The sequence below is a fragment of the Bradyrhizobium vignae genome, assembly GCF_900324035.1.
Lineage (GTDB): Bacteria > Pseudomonadota > Alphaproteobacteria > Rhizobiales > Xanthobacteraceae > Bradyrhizobium > Bradyrhizobium vignae.
In genome coordinates, this window is sequence record NZ_LS398110.1 from 6,562,431 (window position 1) to 6,581,319 (window position 18,889).

The 18,889-nt window shown below is 58.5% G+C and carries 11 protein-coding genes and 5 pseudogenes; 12 read left to right on the forward strand and 4 right to left on the reverse strand.

The window, feature by feature from the left end; all coding sequences use genetic code 11:
• Nucleotides 1–893 precede the first annotated feature (893 nt).
• Both BRAD3257_RS39440 and BRAD3257_RS31815 read left to right on the forward strand, forming a co-directional pair.
• Complete coding sequence (locus tag BRAD3257_RS39440) at nt 894–1,181, forward strand: hypothetical protein (protein WP_145987059.1); 288 nt, start codon at nt 894–896, stop codon at nt 1,179–1,181.
• Between the two features lie 609 nt (nt 1,182–1,790).
• A pseudogene (locus BRAD3257_RS31815) lies at nt 1,791–2,184 on the forward strand (hypothetical protein).
• Nucleotides 2,185–2,921: 737 nt separating this feature from the next.
• On the opposite strand, the gene BRAD3257_RS31820 reads toward BRAD3257_RS31815, so the two are convergent.
• Nucleotides 2,922–3,569: an FkbM family methyltransferase gene (locus tag BRAD3257_RS31820; RefSeq protein WP_122406865.1), complete on the reverse strand. Its 648-nt coding sequence runs from the start codon at nt 3,567–3,569 to the stop codon at nt 2,922–2,924.
• 879 nt (nt 3,570–4,448) lie between these two features.
• On the opposite strand from BRAD3257_RS31820, the pseudogene BRAD3257_RS41395 reads away from it, so the two are divergent.
• The 6 genes and pseudogenes from BRAD3257_RS41395 to BRAD3257_RS31845 form a co-directional block, all read left to right on the forward strand.
• Nucleotides 4,449–4,553: pseudogene (locus BRAD3257_RS41395) on the forward strand (co-chaperone GroES); the annotation flags it as partial.
• Nucleotides 4,554–4,651: 98 nt separating this feature from the next.
• Nucleotides 4,652–4,966, forward strand: coding sequence for a co-chaperone GroES (locus BRAD3257_RS31830; protein ID WP_122405167.1), 315 nt, complete (start codon nt 4,652–4,654; stop codon nt 4,964–4,966).
• Nucleotides 4,967–5,049: 83 nt separating this feature from the next.
• Nucleotides 5,050–6,690, forward strand: coding sequence for a chaperonin GroEL (groL, locus tag BRAD3257_RS31835; RefSeq protein WP_122405168.1), 1,641 nt, complete (start codon nt 5,050–5,052; stop codon nt 6,688–6,690).
• 604 nt (nt 6,691–7,294) lie between these two features.
• Complete coding sequence (locus BRAD3257_RS31840) at nt 7,295–8,839, forward strand: acyl-CoA dehydrogenase family protein (RefSeq protein WP_160118888.1); 1,545 nt, start codon at nt 7,295–7,297, stop codon at nt 8,837–8,839.
• A 271-nt stretch (nt 8,840–9,110) separates the two neighbouring features.
• Nucleotides 9,111–9,233: pseudogene (locus BRAD3257_RS41400) on the forward strand (IS256 family transposase); the annotation flags it as partial.
• Nucleotides 9,232–9,613: pseudogene (locus BRAD3257_RS31845) on the forward strand (IS66 family transposase); the annotation flags it as partial. The pseudogenes BRAD3257_RS41400 and BRAD3257_RS31845, both read left to right, overlap by 2 nt.
• A gap of 1,069 nt (nt 9,614–10,682) precedes the next feature.
• On the opposite strand, the gene BRAD3257_RS41405 reads toward BRAD3257_RS31845, so the two are convergent.
• Both BRAD3257_RS41405 and BRAD3257_RS42360 read right to left on the reverse strand, forming a co-directional pair.
• Nucleotides 10,683–11,516 carry a YopT-type cysteine protease domain-containing protein gene (locus tag BRAD3257_RS41405; RefSeq protein ID WP_122405170.1) on the reverse strand — a complete coding sequence of 278 codons (834 nt, stop codon included), beginning with the start codon at nt 11,514–11,516 and terminating at the stop codon, nt 10,683–10,685.
• Nucleotides 11,517–12,187: 671 nt separating this feature from the next.
• On the reverse strand, nt 12,188–12,595 hold the full coding sequence (locus tag BRAD3257_RS42360; RefSeq protein WP_430648804.1) for a DUF7694 domain-containing protein: 408 nt from the start codon (nt 12,593–12,595) through the stop codon (nt 12,188–12,190).
• A 1,204-nt stretch (nt 12,596–13,799) separates the two neighbouring features.
• On the opposite strand from BRAD3257_RS42360, the gene BRAD3257_RS31865 reads away from it, so the two are divergent.
• Nucleotides 13,800–14,048 (forward strand): hypothetical protein, encoded by a 249-nt coding sequence (locus BRAD3257_RS31865; protein ID WP_122405173.1) that lies wholly within the window; start codon nt 13,800–13,802, stop codon nt 14,046–14,048.
• 565 nt (nt 14,049–14,613) lie between these two features.
• Here the strand turns inward: BRAD3257_RS31865 and BRAD3257_RS31870 are convergent.
• Entirely contained in the window at nt 14,614–14,820 is a 207-nt protein-coding gene (locus BRAD3257_RS31870; RefSeq protein ID WP_174221600.1) for a hypothetical protein, read from the reverse strand.
• 1,560 nt (nt 14,821–16,380) lie between these two features.
• Between BRAD3257_RS31870 and trpD the strand changes: the two genes are divergently transcribed.
• From trpD to BRAD3257_RS41410, 3 genes and pseudogenes are all read left to right on the forward strand, one after another.
• Entirely contained in the window at nt 16,381–17,394 is a 1,014-nt protein-coding gene (gene trpD / locus BRAD3257_RS31880; protein WP_122405175.1) for an anthranilate phosphoribosyltransferase, read from the forward strand.
• A 252-nt stretch (nt 17,395–17,646) separates the two neighbouring features.
• Nucleotides 17,647–17,832 (forward strand): hypothetical protein, encoded by a 186-nt coding sequence (locus BRAD3257_RS31885; RefSeq protein WP_122405176.1) that lies wholly within the window; start codon nt 17,647–17,649, stop codon nt 17,830–17,832.
• Between the two features lie 563 nt (nt 17,833–18,395).
• Nucleotides 18,396–18,678 (forward strand): annotated as a pseudogene (locus tag BRAD3257_RS41410) (M20 family peptidase); the annotation flags it as partial.
• Nucleotides 18,679–18,889 lie beyond the last annotated feature (211 nt).

Genomic DNA, 18,889 nt, shown 5'->3' on the forward strand with positions numbered 1-18,889 from the left:
GCTTATGCCAGCGGCCGTAAGGCGCATTCCCTGCTATTTTAGATCGCACTGTCGTATTCGCGACAAGACAGGTGGGTTTCGGCCAGCGCATCCTTCCCATCAACACCGATAGTCGCATCGCCTCGACATTGTATCAAAATACTTACGCGCGGAGACTCGTTTGAGGTCTGTCACTTGATGGGCGGAAAGCCACGACATGCCCTTCGGGGCGTCAAGAACCAGGAGCTGCTCTTTGCGGAAAGCGGTGGACCTCAAGACGCCCTCGCCGCCCCACGCAGCAAGGCTGTTGTTGTGGTCCGAGCATCCGGAAGTCTCGTCTGTGTCCTTCGTCGCAACAGCTTTCCGCCGCGTTCATCCCCCCCTATTGATGGCACCGATCGATCTTCCGCCTCGGGTCGCATGTACAGTTTCTGGTAATCGCTCACCGCTTCTGCCGCAACGCTATCCTGTGCGGGCGCCAAACCTTCGCCGAGTGCTTCGCTGTAGGCGAATTGCCTTCATCGGCGCGAGACTGGACTCAATCCTGATCTTCTGGACAAGACGACGCCCTTTCAAAAACAGAATGCGACGCGCATGTCGATCGCTGGCAGATCCCCTGCAGCTGCCTGTGAGAGGGTCGGCGGGTTGAATTTTGAGCTGATCAGCTCAAAGACGTTGACTCGCACGTGGCGTCAGATTGTAGCATTTCGAAATAGCTGACGGGGATGCCCGGCAACTCAGACCGGCCGCTGTCTGCTACCGTCGATGAGGCGATGATACCAATGCAGTCGATGGTGTGTACAGCAGATGGCGGAGCAGGTGCCCCAATCGCCGTCTGCGGGCCCGCACGAACATCTCGGGGTGCTCGCATACGAACAACAACATACTCCGTCCCAGCCTCGGGGAATGCTGGCTTGCTGGACTCTGCGGCCGGAACGTTGACGCCGTTCGAAGGGCTGCGAATTGTGTCTGTTCGACTCCGCTCAGTTAATCTGCATGACTTTGACGATCCTCAGGACAACGGAGAATACGACCTTAAAGGTTTGTGCGAGGCAGTCGCGAGCTGCATTTCATCAATGTCGTCTCATCCAAAAAAACGACGCCAGATTTCTTCGATCATTGATCAATTCGCAATTTGGGCATTTGCGGTGAACGTCTTTCCGCAAATAACCGCCGGCAGTTCTCCCTCTGTCGGTGGCTGACTTTGGCCCGGCCATCGAGAAGAGGCCGGGCTTTTTTTCGAGCAATGACTGGCAGCTTCAAGTGTTCTGGCCCGCCGTGCCTCATGATTTGCGAAGGGGGCGGGAGCCAGAGGCAAACGGAAGCGATCGATTGACAGTCACTCGCTGAAATCGATCGATCCCGTCCTAGCGCCCGACCTGCCCTGGCTGCTCGCCTCATGGGCTATGGCGGCATCGATCCCTATCACCGGGCCACCCGCATCGCCGCAACTCTGCTCGGAGCACCTGATGCACGGCATGAGTCATAGAGAGAACCGTACGCGCCATCCTAACGCTCTCTATCTGCTCGACGACTTTGTGGATCCGTGCTCGTGATGATGTCTGTCCAGGATCGAGAACGCGTGCCCAGACGCAGCGCACATCCTGGCCGAGATCGAGCGCTCGGTCGGCCGCGTCATCAGTCCCGGCAAGCTCTCGCGCTCGGGTTCTCCCTTGCTGCTACGCTGTGGGGCTTTGGGTCCTGCAGGTGGATGACAGCCGGGCATATGCATGCTTTCTCATCAGGAAGGACGTGATCAGCTAACAGAAACATTCTGCGCGAGATGCGCAGAACTCTGCACCGACATTTGAATGGCCTCCGCGCACGCGACCGACTATTGTCGATCCATATCTCGCCTAGTGTGCCTAACTGCTACTGTGATCCTGTCGCCGCTGCCGGTCGTCACGAACGCTGCGCCAATTCAAAAGCGGCCCAAGCCGGTCTGGCAAGGTTACGGCTTCCTGCCCGGCTATCGCCAGCCGCTGAGTAACAGCATTCAGCTCTACAAGCAGAAACACGCAAGGCCCCGGCTCTCGCGCGGCGACCAGCGCCACTGATATATTGACCCCGTTCCTCAGTACTACACTGGGGTGGCGAGTGGCACTATTTCGGCCCCCCGGCTTCCGCGGCGGACGCTACAATGGCGGCAGTTTCGGGCCATGTTGGACGCGGACGCCGATCGGACCGATCTGGAATTGCGGGTGATCGGGCGGCGCGCCTAGGAGACATCTCGGGCATTGCGCCGGGATTACGTTGAGGCATTTACTGACGTCCTCGCCTATCTTCGTCATCGCGCCGCAGCTGCACTGGCGAAGTGAGCGCGCAGATCGGTGATCAGCTCGACCTGAGCCACATCAGCAGGCAAGTAACTCGGGTTGCGATGACGATCTTGATGCGATCCGGCACGACATCGGCCGCTGATGATGCGGCCGCCTTCTCCAGCGTCGCGCCGGGACGGCTTGTGGCACAATCGGCTGCTGCGGTTATGCTGGACGCGTCACGGCCATCTTCATTTAGAATGAACAGATGCTTCAGCTCGCTTTCTCGTTGAGAAGAACGTCTACAACTGATGCAATTGCTTTGCAATTTGCTCGAAGCAGTGCACCTACTTCCTAGAAGTCCAGAGCATGCAGCAGCCGCTCAGACAATTCAGCGCTTTGAGCACCGGCTGGCGGTGTTGATTCAAGGGTCTGAAACGGCACGGCTTGCTGACCGCGACGTCGTCGGTCGTGCCGGCTCGCTCTGAATAAGTGACGTCAGAGACTCACCACCCGAACGCCGACGTGATGCGCGGGTCAGCAATGGCGGTCGGAAACCGGGGTGCCCGTTCGGCTACTCATATCCCCTCACCTAATCATCACCAGTTTTGCAGCTTTTGGATGACACAGACCGCGCAGGTCATGTCTTGCAGCGATGAATGAGGCGCTCGATCCGCGCAGCCACTAGAAGCGCGTATTTTTGAGCAATACATCACCCTCCACTGTGCGTGGATAGTGGGCCGCCACTTCGAATGATGGCAACAGGTCAAGAATGGCTTGCAGGGACAACTGCCCTTCGTAGAGCTCGCGGTCGCTATATTCCGTGTAGACGAAGCGCGTGTTACTTAAGGTCTGCCTGCCGCCGGCAATAACATCGGCTTCGGCTCCCTGAACATCCATCCAGATGAAATCGACCGTGTTCAGCTCCGCTTCGCTGCACCAGTCATCCAGCCGCCGCGTTTCAACCGAGACGGGGCGATCGAACCGAACCCACTCATACTCGGTAAGATGATTCTTCGGACGGCGTATTGAGCCGGAGAGGTCCCATTCCTTCGCATCACCATCTGCATTGCTTGGATGAAAGTCGATCATCCCGTTTCGATCACTGATGGCAATTTCAAACAGCTTCACCTTATTGAGAGATGAGCCCAGCTTCTTCTTGAAGCGCGCAATCGCTCTGGGGTCCGGCTCAAAGCAGTAGAGCTGAGCATGCGGGCAGAGATTGAGAAATTGTTGCGTATCGGTCCCGTCATTGCAGCCGATATCTAGGATGACCGGATTCGGCTTCTGAAGAAGTGAGACGATGTGCTGGTGTACTTCTACAGGAGACACAGGTGCTTTTTCCATTTGGCCCGGAGATCGCGTGAGTTTCGAACTTCGAAGCCGAAATCACACGCCAGACGCACTGGCACAACGTATATCAACGTATATCGTTCATATGCCGCTGAGTCCCCTTGATCCATGGCGGCTATTTGGATGCCGTCAATATAAAAAGGGACACCGCTCGGACAGACAGGTGCAGCGACTGCCCCGCAATACAAATTCCAACCCAGCGTCGGCAGAGGCGCCTCTGTCAGCCAAATCGTTCGCCGGCGGCTCTTTTTTTTCGGGACGGGCGAACGATCGGCTTCACTCGAATCTCGTCTTACAGCTATTCTCAGCGGAGCGTCCCCGGGCAGAGTGATCTCTCGTCCGCAGCAATAGCCAATCAGCTCGATCACAGCTGGGCGAAATGTGTTCTGCCGACCAACGGTCGCCATCTAAGATTCGCTGACGCAATTTGCGGTTTTCGAGATAGTTGGCATATTTTTGTGACTACGTCAGACCGATTGAGCACTGCTCATCGATGGGCTTTGTGCACCGCACGGTTCGCCGGCGTCAGCCGCTAGATGCTGGCGTCAGACGACGCAATCATATGCTGCACCCTGCCGTCGTAGTTGAAATCGCAGCGCTTATCGATGCAACGGCCCCCGTGCAATGTCGAGGACGCTGGGCTCAATCCGGGTGCTTCGACGAGGCGCAATGTCATTTTTAGCGCAGCTTGGCGGGCTGCGTACCTGAGGACGTTTGCTTCCGGACAAAGACACGCGAGACCCAGCTACGATTCAGCAGAACTGGGCGTCTCTCGGTGAGCTCGTTTTTGGCCTGACTCTTGCTATGATTAGGCTTGTCACAATGTGACTATCTCAAACTTGAGCTCAGGAGTTCTGCATGAAATTCCGTCCGCTTCACGACCGCGTCGGCAAGCGCATCGACGCCAACGAGAAGACCGCTTGCGGCGTTATCATTCCCGACACAGCCAAGCAAAAGCTGCAGGCATGGATCGTTCAGCTCATTTTTGGCTTGACCCTTGCTACAACTTGGCTTGTCACAATGTGACTATCTCTAATTCGTCAAACGCTCAGGAGCCTTGCATGAATTTCCGTCCGCTTCACGACCGCGTCGTAGTCAAGCGCATCGACGCCGATGAGAAAACCGCTGGTGGCATTATCATTCCCGACACAGCCAGGGAAAAGCCCTCCCAGGGCGAAGTCGTCGCTGTCGGCCCCGGCGGCCGCGACGAAGCCGGCAAGCTGATCCCGATCGACGTCGAGGTCGGCGACCGCGTGCTGTTCGGCAAATGGTCGGGCACCGAAGTCAAGATCGACGGCCATGAGCTGTTGATCATGAAGGAGAGCGACATCATGGGGGTTCTCACCGACGTGTTTTCCAAGAAGAAAGCCGCCTAATCCAGCGCTCGCACAGCTCCCCCTGACGAGCGCCCGCTTGGGCGCGCCGAAGGATGAGAGAATAAGAACTGAGGGAATTGTTTATGACAGCCAAGGAAGTCAAGTTCGGAGTAGACGCACGGGACCGCATGCTGCGCGGCGTCGACATCCTCGCCAATGCCGTGCAGGTCACGCTCGGTCCCAAGGGTCGGAACGTCGTGCTCGACAAGTCGTTCGGCGCGCCTCGCATCACCAAGGACGGCGTTGCCGTCGCCAAGGACATCGAACTCGAGGACAAGTTCGAGAACATGGGCGCCCAGATGGTGCGCGAAGTAGCATCGAAGGCGGCGGATGCTGCCGGCGACGGCACCACCACCGCGACGGTCCTGGCCGCCGCGATTGTCCGCGAAGGCGCTAAGTCGGTTGCCGCCGGTATGAATCCGATGGACCTCAAACGCGGTATCGACCTCGCGGTCGAGGCCGTCGTGGCCGACCTCGAGAAGAACTCGAAGAAGGTCACATCGAACGACGAGATCGCCCAGGTCGGCACCATCTCGGCCAACGGCGATGTCGAGATCGGCAAGTTCCTCGCAGACGCCGTGAAGAAGGTCGGCAACGAGGGTGTCATCACCGTCGAGGAAGCAAAGTCGCTCGAGACCGAGCTCGACGTCGTCGAGGGCATGCAGTTCGACCGTGGCTACATCTCGCCCTACTTCGTCACCAACGCCGACAAGATGCGCGTCGAGATGGACGACGCCTACATCCTCATCAACGAGAAGAAGCTCTCCTCGCTGAACGAGCTGCTGCCGCTGCTCGAGGCCGTGGTGCAGAGTGGCAAGCCGCTGGTCATCGTCGCCGAGGACGTGGAAGGCGAGGCCCTCGCCACCCTCGTCGTGAACCGCCTGCGTGGCGGCCTGAAGGTCGCGGCCGTCAAGGCTCCGGGCTTCGGCGATCGCCGCAAGGCCATGCTGCAGGACATCGCGATCCTGACCGGCGGCCAGGCGATCTCGGAAGACCTCGGCATCAAGCTCGAGAACGTCACGCTCAACATGCTCGGTCGCGCCAAGAAGGTGATGATCGACAAGGAGAACACCACGATCGTCAACGGCGCCGGCAAGAAGGCCGACATCGAGGCGCGCGTGGCCCAGATCAAGGCGCAGATCGAGGAGACCACCTCGGACTACGACCGTGAGAAGCTCCAGGAGCGTCTCGCCAAGCTCGCTGGCGGCGTCGCGGTGATCCGCGTCGGCGGCGCGACCGAGGTCGAGGTGAAGGAGCGCAAGGATCGCGTTGATGACGCGATGCATGCGACCCGCGCGGCGGTCGAGGAAGGCATCGTCCCGGGCGGCGGCGTCGCCCTGCTGCGTGCCTCCGAGCAGCTCAAGGGCCTACGCACCAAGAACGACGACCAGAAGACCGGCGTCGAGATCGTGCGCAAGGCGCTGTCCTGGCCGGCTCGCCAGATCGCGATCAACGCCGGTGAAGACGGTTCGATCGTGGTCGGCAAAGTCCTGGACAACGAGCAGTACTCTTATGGCTTCGATGCGCAGACAGGCGAGTATACCAACCTTGTCTCCAAGGGCATCATTGACCCGACCAAGGTGGTGCGGATCGCGGTTCAGAACGCCTCCTCGGTGGCGGCGCTGCTGATCACCACGGAAGCCATGGTTGCCGAGCTGCCGAAGAAGGCCGCGGCTGGTCCGGCATTGCCTCCAGGCGCCGGCATGGGCGGTATGGACTTCTGATCCACTCTGCCAACGTGTCAATGATGACATGCAAAACCCTGGCAGGAATGCCAGGGCTTTGTTTTGCGCGAGCTTGCAACGTAGCCCTTGCAAGCCGCGCCAAAGGTCCAGCCCTCGGCCTATCCGCATGAACGGCGGTAGGGCCTAGACGACCAAGGTAAGACGGTCCAGCACTGCGATGGAAGTGGGCCTGTCGCGTTTGTCTGTCACGAAGCTGCCTCTACCAAGCGCTTGAACGCTTCGTCTGCCGTCTCCGGCGGCGACCGAAAGGCTCCGGCGCACCGATCGGTGGGAGCCAGCCCAGCGATCGGACAAGGTTTCAGTTCAAATTCGAGAGCGTTTCTTCCGTGCCCAACATCACCGGTCGAACTCCCCCCGGGTGCCCGTCGCGAGAGATCAATGTCGGCCGTCAACACAATGCGATCGATCCGCTTGCAGATGTGAGCGCAAGAACATTCGCCCGCGCAGCGGCCGCAATAAATCCAAGTCCCGGAGAACGTGCTCATACTGATCTGGCATCCACACTATACCAATGTGTAACCGAGCTAGCCACGGGGATGAATTGGCACGAAGCGCGACCGGGTTCATTGTGGGCCTTATGGCCATGTATACTCAGGTTTACGCCCAATTCACGGAGGCGCAGGAACGCACAGCCGAAGGCCGTGCAGCTGCACTACACTCCAGTTTGATCGCTGACCTCAGTCAGCTGAATTTCGCAGACGCGGATGACCGTCGAGCATTCCCTCCGACCCTACATAGCATATTGGCAAGGCATGGACTGTTCGGGCTCACCACGCCAGGAGAGCACGGCGGATTAGCTCTTCCCTTGCAGGAGGCTATCAACCTGATCTCCGCTACTGCATCGTTTGATGTCTCCGCTGCCTCTACCCTCGTCATCCATAACTTCCTCGCCTTGCCCTGCATCCAAGCGGCACCGCACATTCCCGAACAAAAGCAAATCATTTGGGGTGCAACACGCGGCGATCTCTGCGCTTTTGCTTTGACCGAGCCTGGAGCCGGTTCGGCCCCGAGGCATATAGAGGCTTCGGCTCTCATGCGCGAAGATAGAGTTCGTATCTCTGGTCGCAAGATCTGGATCGGTCTCGCTGACTGGGCTCGCTGGATCGTTTGCTTTGCGCGCGCGTCTGGAGCCGATGCGAAAGGTCGGCTCGTTGGTGTACTCGTTGACAGGCAAGCTCCAGGCCTCAAGGTCACGCACGAGCATCGCACACTCGGTCTACGTGGCATCATTCAGAATACCCTGGAGTTCCAAGATGTCGAGGTGCCGCGTTCTTACGTGCTCTCTCGCGATCAAGACGGCTGGGGCGCGGCGGCATCTAGTATGAACCGAGGCCGTGTCGGTGTGGCTGCTATGGGTCTTGGAGCCCTTGAGCGCGCTATCCAGGTCGCAGCCTCTTATGCAAGCCATCGTCGGCTCGGTAAATTGCGTATGATCGAGAACAGCTACATCGAGCAGTTATTTGGGCAGATGGTGCTGCGGCGGGAAGTCGTGAAGGCGATGCTGGCCGCATCCTGCCGACTTGTGTCGGCGCAGGGCGCGCCAAACGTCCACCTTGCGTCGGCAACGAAGGTTTTATCCTCGGAGTGGTGCGGCCTTGTCGCTGATCAATGCGTCCAGCTGTTAGGTGGCCGTGGTTACGATGAGGGAGCGCCTTTAGCCAAAATCTATCGAGACGCTCGCATCCTTCGCATCTTCGAAGGTCCGACTGAGGCGCTCCTATCACATCTCGGCCGGTGCCTACTCTCTAAAGCCACCCGTGACGAAATAGCCGATCTCTTTCGGTCTGTTGGAGCGGCATCAGTTCATGCTGCAGCAATTGAGGAGCTCTCTGGGCTCAATGAGACAGACGGTGCCGTGCTGATCTATGCGGGTTGGCTCACCACATTGGGACTGGCACAAGCTGTCATGTCTGCTGGTTGCTTCTCTGCCACAGATTGCGCCCCAGCAGCGGCTGACCTGGTCAGTTCCGAGCTAGCAACTCTCCGTGCTCGCGCGCCGGCACGGCAATCTGTCGAAGTCCGGACTCGGGCTAGTCGGACTCTGACCACCTTCCTTGAAGACGCGGCTTGTTCTATTCGCTCACCTGTCCTCACAGACGATTATCTTAGACTGGTGCAGTACGTCTGAGATCTACCGGATGCCGGACGTTCTTTCTAGCTAGTGGTCCCGCGCGCGACGATGCAATCGCACAAGGCTGAAGCATTCCTGCGCACTGCCACGTCTAAAGCCGGCAGGCTCTGCTATGAGGGCCTAACCTACTGAACCCATCAGCCATAGTCAGCCGTATGACGGTCTGGCTTAGGACCAAGACCATCGAGCCACTCGATAACCGCGCTTGAACTTGCGACACTTGCAGGTGGCCCAGCGAAAGGGCAGCGCACGCTCTCTCGCAGAGCCGATCCAGAGCATCCGCAAACCCACCTATTTTCCGGGTTTCCTGGAGCGCCTGCGCATGGCCGAGAAGGCGCTCACCGCTGCCGTCTCGATCCGCTCGGTCGACACTTGGTGCAGAGCAAACGGTCTCTCCGATTGCGCTGGAGCGGTCAGACACCTCCATGCGTTGTTCGAGATCGAACGCACCATCAATGGCTGGGACGCTGACGAGCGGCGCGCCGTGCGCCAGGAAAAGCAAGCCGCTTCTCGAGGACATGCACGCCTGGTTGTTGCGCCAACGCGAAACCCTCTCCCGCTCCTCCGAGGTCCCAAAGCCTGAATTGAATGCTCAGGCGCTGGGACGAGTTCGCCCGCTTCCTCGAGGATGGCAGGATCTGCTTGACCGACAACTGCGCTCAGCGCGCCTTGAGAGGCATTGCCTTAGGAAGGCGCAGCTTGACCTTCGCTGCTAGCCGGCGTGGCGCCGACCGTGCCGCCATTATGCTGACGATGATCACGACCGTCCGATCGCAGCGGTCGGCGACCTCCTTAGAGGGGGATCGCAACATTTGGGCTATGAGGGGATCGGTACAAGTTCACGACCTCTTTCAAGAGATCGGCTTATATCTATGCTTGACCATAGGACCGATGGGTGGGGTTCCAGATAATGTATCGACCCACACCAACCGCTTTCGTTTTGTGAACGCATCGGGTTCGTCAGCTTTCGGAAAGCTAACCCGTGTACAGTGACGTTGAAGTTAGCGGCCCGTGGTAGGGACAGCGCTTGCCCCGTGTATGCGTGGGGCCTTGAGCGCCGAGTCACGTTTCCGCTAACTTCAACCAGTGCGGGCGTGGCAGAAATAGCGTCTGTCCAACCTGACCAGCGCCGAGTCGCGCCCGCGCTGCTTCCGGTGTGAGACTGAGATCAGATCTAACCCACATAGCCTGATCACTGGGTCGGTTCCGTTTTCGACGTCACCAGAGCCAGACGGCAGCGGAAGCGCTGCGGCGAGGACAACGGCCGTACCGTTGCGGAGCTCGTGACGAGCGTTGACTCGGTCGTGAGCTGGTGCGGCGACACGCATCATCCTCGACAGCAGCTGTTTGGCGGCGAGGTCACTAGAGAAGTGGTCGGCGACGATTCCGAAGCAGACGAAAATACAGCTTGTGCCGGCTGTAGTGGATGCGTGATGCTCGCCCTTCGCCTTGAGCGAGCAAGGCCTCGAAACGCACACCAGGAGCTGAGCCAGCTTTCAGACAAGGTCTAACCCGCCAACGGACCTGCTTGAATGCACGCGCAGCCCCTTCAGGCTCTGACGCGCGAGGGCATGCGCTCATCAACCTGAGTGAACCGGCCCACCTCTCTTGATTATTCTCGTCTCGCTGCACTACTCTCAGAGAGCTTCTGTCGAGCGTACTCCTGCAACGAAGGCTGCGTTGAGCTCCGCTAGCAAGCACGTCGGGTGCACGTTCAGGGGGCCACAATCCGTGTTGCCTGCCGCGATTGCACTTTCGGACCCGATGCGGCTGTCCGGCATCGATCGCGAAAGGATCCGATCCGTGGGGCTCGACACGTCTGTTGCAACCTCCCAAACACTCACGTCATTCTTTGTGTGACGACAATCGATATATCATGTCCGTTCGGGCTCCTGTAACGCTCGGCGAGAATTTTGAGCAACTCACCCATCTGACCTGACTGAACTGTAAATTCTCCATAGTTTGGATCAAAGAGCGTCGTCATTCCATTCGATGTCGACGTTGCGATTGTGTGGGCACCACCTGCGCGGAAACGCAAGCTGACCAAATAGACCGATGGATCGTCGGTGATTTCATTCACGATCTGGTCAATGCGCGAAGATGTACCAAACCTATGTCGCGTCTGTTCGGCGGACGGCTCTAGGCCGGCTTCGCGTAACATCACGCTTTTTGCCTCAAGGTTGTGAGACTCTTCCGCTCTATCGCTTTGCAACAGAGTCTTGAGCTCTTCATATCGCTGCTGACGCATTGCCGCTGAGCTGTGATTTTGAGTCCCCGGGCGTAGCGCCCTCATCCGGGATGAAGGGCTGCTTGGAAGATTGAGGAGCCACTCCGCTGCCAATCCAACGCAGATTCCATCGACATTGGCCTCGGGCAATTCGGCCGTCCTGTATTCGAACAGAGGGTGCGTAGACCTCACTGGAGAGGATGGACTTGAGCTGGAGGACAGAGAGGATATGCTGGGATCCGAGGTGCTCGGACTATAAATGATTGCCTCCGAGGCATGTGGCTTGCTGCAGCAGAGCCCCATTTTGTCGGACAAATCCCCAGATGGCGCACTCTGCCGTTGAGCCAGATCCGTCATCGTTTGCGCAAATCCGCAACTGTCCGCCGACGGACTCTGTTCGTCAGCTTGATTAGGGCGTGTGGGTTGCCCACTAACTCGATTATACATGCCGGTTCGCCTGCTTCAGCGTACGTTTCTTCAGAGCGAGCGCGGGCTGCTTACGCCCCGCCTGCGGATGATATTCGCGGCAAGCTGACGACGAGCTGACAACCAGATAAGTGCCGAAGCTACCGCCACCCGCGCCCACTTGGTGTCTCCACCGCCACTGCTCACGATCCTCGCTCCGGGTGCGGGGTGGTGGCCGACGAGCTCATGTCTGTCGCTCAGCGACGGCAGGCCGACCCTTTGCAATTCCGGACGCAGTACAGGGTCGTGGCGCCCCTGGAAAGCGCGTTCGTCAAACTGAATTCGACCGTCCCGTTGGCCTCGATCTCACATTACCGCGTTATGCCGCCGATCGGCACATACTTTTTCGCTCCAAAGAGTTGCGCAATTGGCGTCGTCGGAACGGCCAGTGACTGCGTTGTGTCCGGTCGCCGGCTCGATGGAATGTTGCTGCCGGACCTTTCAGCACGGCTCCGCAATCCTTACCCGGATCAGTGCACTGTTAGCTGCCCAATGTGACAGCAGAAAATTTCAGGCTCAGCCCGCCCCACACGGCAAACACGCGATTGATCTTGACCTATACCGGCTTATGACACCTCAGATCGGCGCGCCGACTCGGTGCTTCTGCAGCCGCTCGGCGTCACCTTCCGCTCGGATATTACCAACTCACCTCATCATGCTGTCGCGCTCATCCGCGCGAACAGCATTGCCGCGTCTGAGGGCCCTAGTCCAACAATGCCTACAAAGCTTGACGGCGGCGTCGGGATCTCCCGATGAGTGGGTCTCCAAAGGTGAAGACAATATCGGCTGTTATTCACGTACTGAGATTGTGGCGGATGCAGTTGCATGACGCACTCCTCCTCATCCCAGAACAGGTCTTTGACAAAGCACATCTCTTCCCAGTTCGGACAGCGTCGCGGCGTCGAGACGGCAACATGCTCCCAGCCGGGACGGACGAATCCACTTATCTTTAGTTCACACCCGCAAGGCCCCTGCACAAGGAATACGCCGCAAGGTCCCGATCCCGGAGCGGTACCGAATCGGCCGTGTTGCACGCGGCCGGCCTCCAGCTTCTCTATCATTTGCGCGCGCACGCCCGCTCCTTTGCCTCTCGGATGGCCTTGAGCTCGACGCGGACGACGTTGTCTCGCAACTCGTCAATCAGCTCGATCCTCGGCCCAGCGCTCCTAGACCACTCTTCAGTGCACCATCTGAGAAAGCCGCAGATGTCCATCATCACTCGTTCTCCTGTTATGCTCTTTTAACGCTTTCACTGCGGGCGACGAACGCTCTCAAGGGCCACTGATTGCTTGAGTATGAGCGGCAGCACGATGCGCGCGATGGCAACTCAGTCCGCCGATTGCACCTTCCCGCTCACAACGCAACTCTGTCCTCAAGCTTCTCTCATGCGAAGCATCTTGCTCATCGATGCCAGCCAGTATTGGCCGCACATGGCCGAACAGAGCGCGCATCAGCAACAATAATGTCCGCCACCGCTCTCTCGCGCTTCATGCAAGCGTTAGCGCCCGTTCATGTTCGACGGCGACCTGCCTGAACACGAGAACTTGGCGGCTCTTGGCCGCCACCCCCTCTTCAATGAATTGGTCCTAATCATGGCGCGCCCCTGTAGTTGCGCTCGACATCCACATTCGATGACGATTCGCAAAACCAGTGCTGGCATCAGTTGGTGCTTCGAGGCCGTGTCAATGCTCGCTAAGACTGTAGCATTTGACTATCCGCGCTTTCTCCTCGAGTCCGAATACTGCCACTGCGCCATCTATATGAACGCGGCTTGAATTGTACGAGGTAAAGTCGAACAGGCCTGTAACAGAGCCGCGAGCGCCTGACATGAACCGTTCTTGAGTTGAAAACATGCAGCGCATTGCCTGCCATATCGACGTCTCTCGTAAGCTAACGGTCAGAAACAATGATTAGTCGATCTCATTTAGTGCGACGGTCGTCCGCTCTCCCTGTTTCACCACGATGGAAGTTCCTCACTCATTGTTCACGGTATGGCGCTCGCGAACGCGCTCACGCGTTTGCTGCTAACGCGGGTGTCGTCTTTCAGACATGGACGTCGCGAACCCGACCTCGGGCAGCGGCTCTGTGTCGCCAACGCACGACCGACGCGCCTTTGCTTGCATCACAGCGGTCCTGATACTTCTCCGTCTTGGCATGTAGATTGCTGCGGAGACGGAAAGCGGCCTTAAGTGTACCGACGATACACGAGCATCCCATCGGCCGGATGCTCGCCGCGCAACAGACAACGATTCTGATACTCTCCTTATGAAAGAGGCCTGCGAACTTATGAGTGGTACGAGGGATGCAAAGCCCGGCATTTTTCCGTGGACCAGCGCGACAGTTGATGAAATGACGCATTGGCGCACACCAAAGCACAGAACGATCAAGCATTACGGCGGCGATTATCGCTCCGGGCGGGCGCAAACGAGGTGGAATCTTTGGCCGCTGGCCGCACTCCTTTTAAATGCGCTGCTTTGGGCAGCTATCTACTGGATCGTCGCAGCGTTCTTGTGAAGCAATCTGTCGGACGAAGCCCCCGGGGGCTTTCGGACGTCTCCCGCATGCCGCAGCCGCACCTTATGCGCAGAATCGATCGGACGTGGCGAGCTCTTTCATAGACTCCGGTTCCAGCGAATACTTCGCGCGACTACCTGGAAATGCGCATCCACGGCGCAAAGGAACAATTGAGGCGTGACGCAGATATCTCGGGTGTAGGCGAAACTGATTGCCATTGCAGCCGGGACGAAGTGCCAAACACTGACCTCTAACAGCTCAACACGTCCCCGCGCGGACGTCATCCGCGATTCCGCGCTAAGCGCCAAGCATTGACCGGAACATATCTAGGGTTTCGCATTTTCGTGATATGAGAACTAGCTTTCGAGAAAGCTGACTGAATAGCTCGACCTGACGGGCGTTGAGCAGACCTGCTCCGCCTTCCCTTACGTGTCGCGATCAGGAGCGCGGCACAGGACCGTAGGGTGACGCACTGCGGTACCCCTCAGCCGCTGACTTGCTCGCTAAGCGACATTGGGGCGCCATTGGTCGAGTAGCGATCAACAGGCCGGGGCGTCAGCGACGCTTACAGCTCTTCCTCGGGCCACATATCGTCCTCGTTTTTGTGCATCTTCCACATCTGGGCACGCCGAGCTAGCTTGTCGTATTCCTCGGCAATTTTAAGCAGCCTGTCTTTGGCTCTTCCGTCATCGAGCGCTTCCGCCTTCTTTCGCGTTGCTTCCGCACGGCCTCGCCAGTGGTCGGGCTGGTAGAGTTTACTTTTCGGATTCATGCCGAGAGCATGCAATTCACAGATCAAAGAAGTGCGACACCGTCGCTCCGTATAATCACGTAGCAGCGACGCTCGCGGCCTCGGTTTCCGAAGCAGACGTTCGCCGCGCACAGCCGCTATTCTCGAGGGCCTCAGCGCGCGTTTGAGCCGAAGCTCGAACGAAGAATGCACATCCCGACATCCTCAGACGATCGGACGCACGAAGGGACTTGAATCGCACGTAGCGTTAGATTGTACGATCCTGGACACGTCCGACAATCCAGACCGTCCCGAACACGTCATGAGTACTACGAATGCTTCAAACATCGAGCCTCACCTGGCGCGCCTCACTCAGGACGATAAGATCCTACAGGAGCATCCTTGCCCGCGCTGCGTCGGAGCTATTCCTGTCGCGGCTGGACGAAGTCGCGCGTTTCGAGATCTGCACGGCAGGCGGTCCCCTGACCGTTGCCTCACCGGAACGGACGCGAGACGGAGGCTCGATCCCAGATCGCCCACCGAACGTCCTCACTTAACGCGGAACACCGGCGCAATTACACCAACCATCGTCCTGGCGCGCGCCATCATGGTTCCCTCCAAACGACGAGTGCATCATCAACAGTCGCTTGAGTGCACCTGCGCTTCTGCCTGCTCTCTCCGCGCGATAGCTGGCGCAGGCCCTTCAACCCGGCGTCCCTCCTGCTACGGCGTCATTAGTTGGCTGGCGAGTAGGTTGCGCCAGAACACCTAAGCACAAGTCACGCTCAAGCAATGCCTCGCGCCATTAGCGTATGCACTGCATCAACGGAAGATCCAGGATGATCACTTGCAGGACCAGCTCAGCCGCTAGTGCCTCCACTCTTAATGGTGCTCTGCCACTACGGCAGATATCGTTTCTGTCGTTCCGCACAAATGACCTGCACCGTACGGACCAGAAAGGCGGAAGAACGAGCTTGCCGGCATGTCCTTAAGCAGTTCCGGCCTGTTTCCCGATTGACAGGTCATGTTGCGCTTCGCGCAGGAAGAACAATAACGCAGCCACACGGGCCTTGAAGGTAAATCATGACTCAAGATCAAACAACTCAGTTCACTTCGCGCCTCACACTCCACTGCGCCATTGCCCTTGTCGTGGCAATGACAGTGGCAATCCCAAAGCCGGTCAACGCGGGCGATCAAACACCGACCGCAGAAGAAAAAGAGGCTTGCATGGATGACGTGTTCCGCCTTTGTAGCAGCCACATACCAGATCGCTCCGCCATCACTGCCTGCCTGAGATCCAAGCAAGCGAGCCTCAGTCAGCAATGTCGCTACGTGATCTCCGCGCGAGACACTGGCCATAAAAGCAGCAACTCGAGGTGAAGATGTGGCGGCCAGAAATGGAGAGCTTGACCCTCACGTAGCGTCAGGTTGTAGCCTCGCCAAGCTGTGCCCACACTCAACCGACTGCCGCCTCAAGCGTCGATTGGGCCGTGCCGCGTGGGGCAGGCGACTGCATCAAGGCAATCGGTGCCTGGGTCTCTTGAACAATGTCTCGCTGTACGGAAGAGCTCGAGGTTTGGACAAGGAAGCGTGTAAAGTTCGATGGAAGTGCTTAGATCGATCATCGGCAAAGTTGCCACGGGCGCCACTCTGACGCGTGAGGAAAGCGCGTCAGCCTTGGACAGCATAATGTCGGGTGACGCAACTCCCTCGCAAATCGGTGCTCTGTTGATGGGGATGCGCGTCCGGGGCGAGACGGTCGAAGAAGTCACCGGCGCCGCCTGGGCGATGCGGAATAGAGTGCCGCGGGTCGAGGCGGTATGCGACCCCGTCGGTCTGGCTGGCACGAGCGAGACCCTTATGCATTCGGCCAACGTGTCGACATGTGCTTCCTTCATCGTCGCTGGGGCCGGCATTCCTGTGACCAAGCATGCCAACCGCGCTGCGTTTTCGGGTTCAAGCGCCGCAGACCTGCTGGCGCGCCTCGGTGTGAAGGTCGATCTCAAGCCTCAGGCCATCGCACGTTGCTTGAAGGAAGCCGGCATCGGCTTCATGTTTGCCTCCGTGCATTATCCGGCGATGCAGCGCATCGGGCAGATCCGAAGCGCGGTTGGAACCCATACGATCTTTAATCTGGCCGAGGCTCTGTGCAACCCGGCGGGGCTCAAGCGGCAGATCGTTGGGGTATTCTCTCCTGAATGGGTGCAGCCTCTGGCGTACGTCTTGAAGAACCTTGGTGCCGAGTCGGTATGGGTTGTTCATGGCTCGGACGGGCTCGAGGAAATAACCCTCACCGGCCCAACGTCTGTAGCTGCGCTCGAGGCGGGTATAGTCCGCACCTTCGAAGTGACGCCCGAAGAAGCCGGGCTCGCCCGCTGCCGCAACGACGCGCTGGAGAGCAGGGATGCGGAGGCTAGTGCCGTCGCGCTGCAAAATGTGCTTGATGGCATACCAGGTCGATTTCGCGACGCCGCTCTTTTGAACGCTGCGGCGGCGTTGGTCGTGGCCGGGCGGGCCTCGACACTGCAGGAAGGCGTAGCACTTGGGCAAGAATCACTTGATCGCGGCGCCGCAGCCAGTCGACTGAAGCGCCTGATCGCGGTTTCGAACGCCTGACAGCCGAGCGGGCCGATGTTCCATTGCGATCAAGTCTGCGGATCACGAGTGCGAAAATATTGCGGCCTCGAATGCGCACCACCTCTGCGGATTTCAAGGAGCGTGCGCCGCCTATGCTCGCCCGCACGAAAGCAATTTGCGCTGAGCACGCGGCCCGAGAGCCCACTTTTTTGTCGACGAAATCCTGTTCACCCCGGGCCGCCGAGGTGAGGACCCGCCATCAAGCGCGCCGCGCGCCAAAGGAGAGAATCGATGATGTCCTCGCAGAGGATTGAAACACTCGGGTCTATCGCAGTGATGGAACACATCATTCGGAAGTTTCGGGAGTTGATCGACACAGATAGCTCGATCCCGCCGGAGCTGCGCGGTGCGCTGCACGCCACACTCGATGAGCATCTTCTCGATGCAAAAAGACGTATTCTCCTAAAAGTGCATTAGGTGCACCGATGCCGTCTACATCCCGAGACAATCTGGCAGGCGCGCGCCGTACCGCGATCGGCATCATCCCAGCCGCACGGGTCCAGCGAGACTCCAGCGTCGCCTAGTCGGATCGCGACCGCGGCTGCATGTGCACTGGCGCGTCGCCGGGTTGCTCAGGGCGCTTCCTGTTTGATGAGAGCCCCGTGAAAACAGTGGCGGCGGCAGTTCTCAGTGCTACCGCCGCGATTGCCGATCCGACTCAAACAATTGCCTGGGCTGCGACTGGTTTCAAGGATTAGAGCTCGTATTGAACGGTCTCATGAGCTCCAGCGATTTCGGCGCTTTGTTTGTCTATGCTAGCGCCGATGTGCGGCCTGTCGAAAACTACCAGCTTTGGTAGATCAGTTGTGATCGACAGGCGAGTAGCATCGTTCCGGCAGCAGGACGGAATCAACGGCACGCCTTGAGTCACAACCGTTAGAGCCTCTCTAGACCTTCTGGCTCGATTCCGATGTGAGTAAATGGTCATGTCATGATCTTGCGGAAGCGATGACAATCGAATGCCAAGGCGTCAGACAACTATGTTCAGCAGCGCGTTCGAGATCGCCCCGATCCTTGAGAGCATTCGCACCTGGGTCGTGATCGAATCTCCGACGGAGCGGCCAGATCAGATCAACAAATTGGCCAGGGTCGTCGCAGCAGGGTATCGCGACCTACCGGCCAACGTCGAGCGCGTTGCGGGGCGTGACGGCTGCGGCAATCATTTGATCACCCGCTCCTCTTGGGGGCAGGCCCGTCCCGGGCATTTTGGTGTTGAGCCATCTCGAGACGGTTCATCCGATGCGATCCATCGAACGGCTACCATCAGCGACCCTGATCTCAAAAGCAGACGAACTTTCTTGACGCAAATCGCAGCGCTGAATGCGTGGGACACCAGACCGGTCGGCGCCCCGGTTTGGAGCCCCAGTCCCGTTCATGACGTTGCATAAAAGGGCTTGAATCGGACGTAACGTTAAGTTGTACGTTCTTGAGGAGGGCACCTATCTCGGTTCATCGGAAGATATCGCTTGGGATT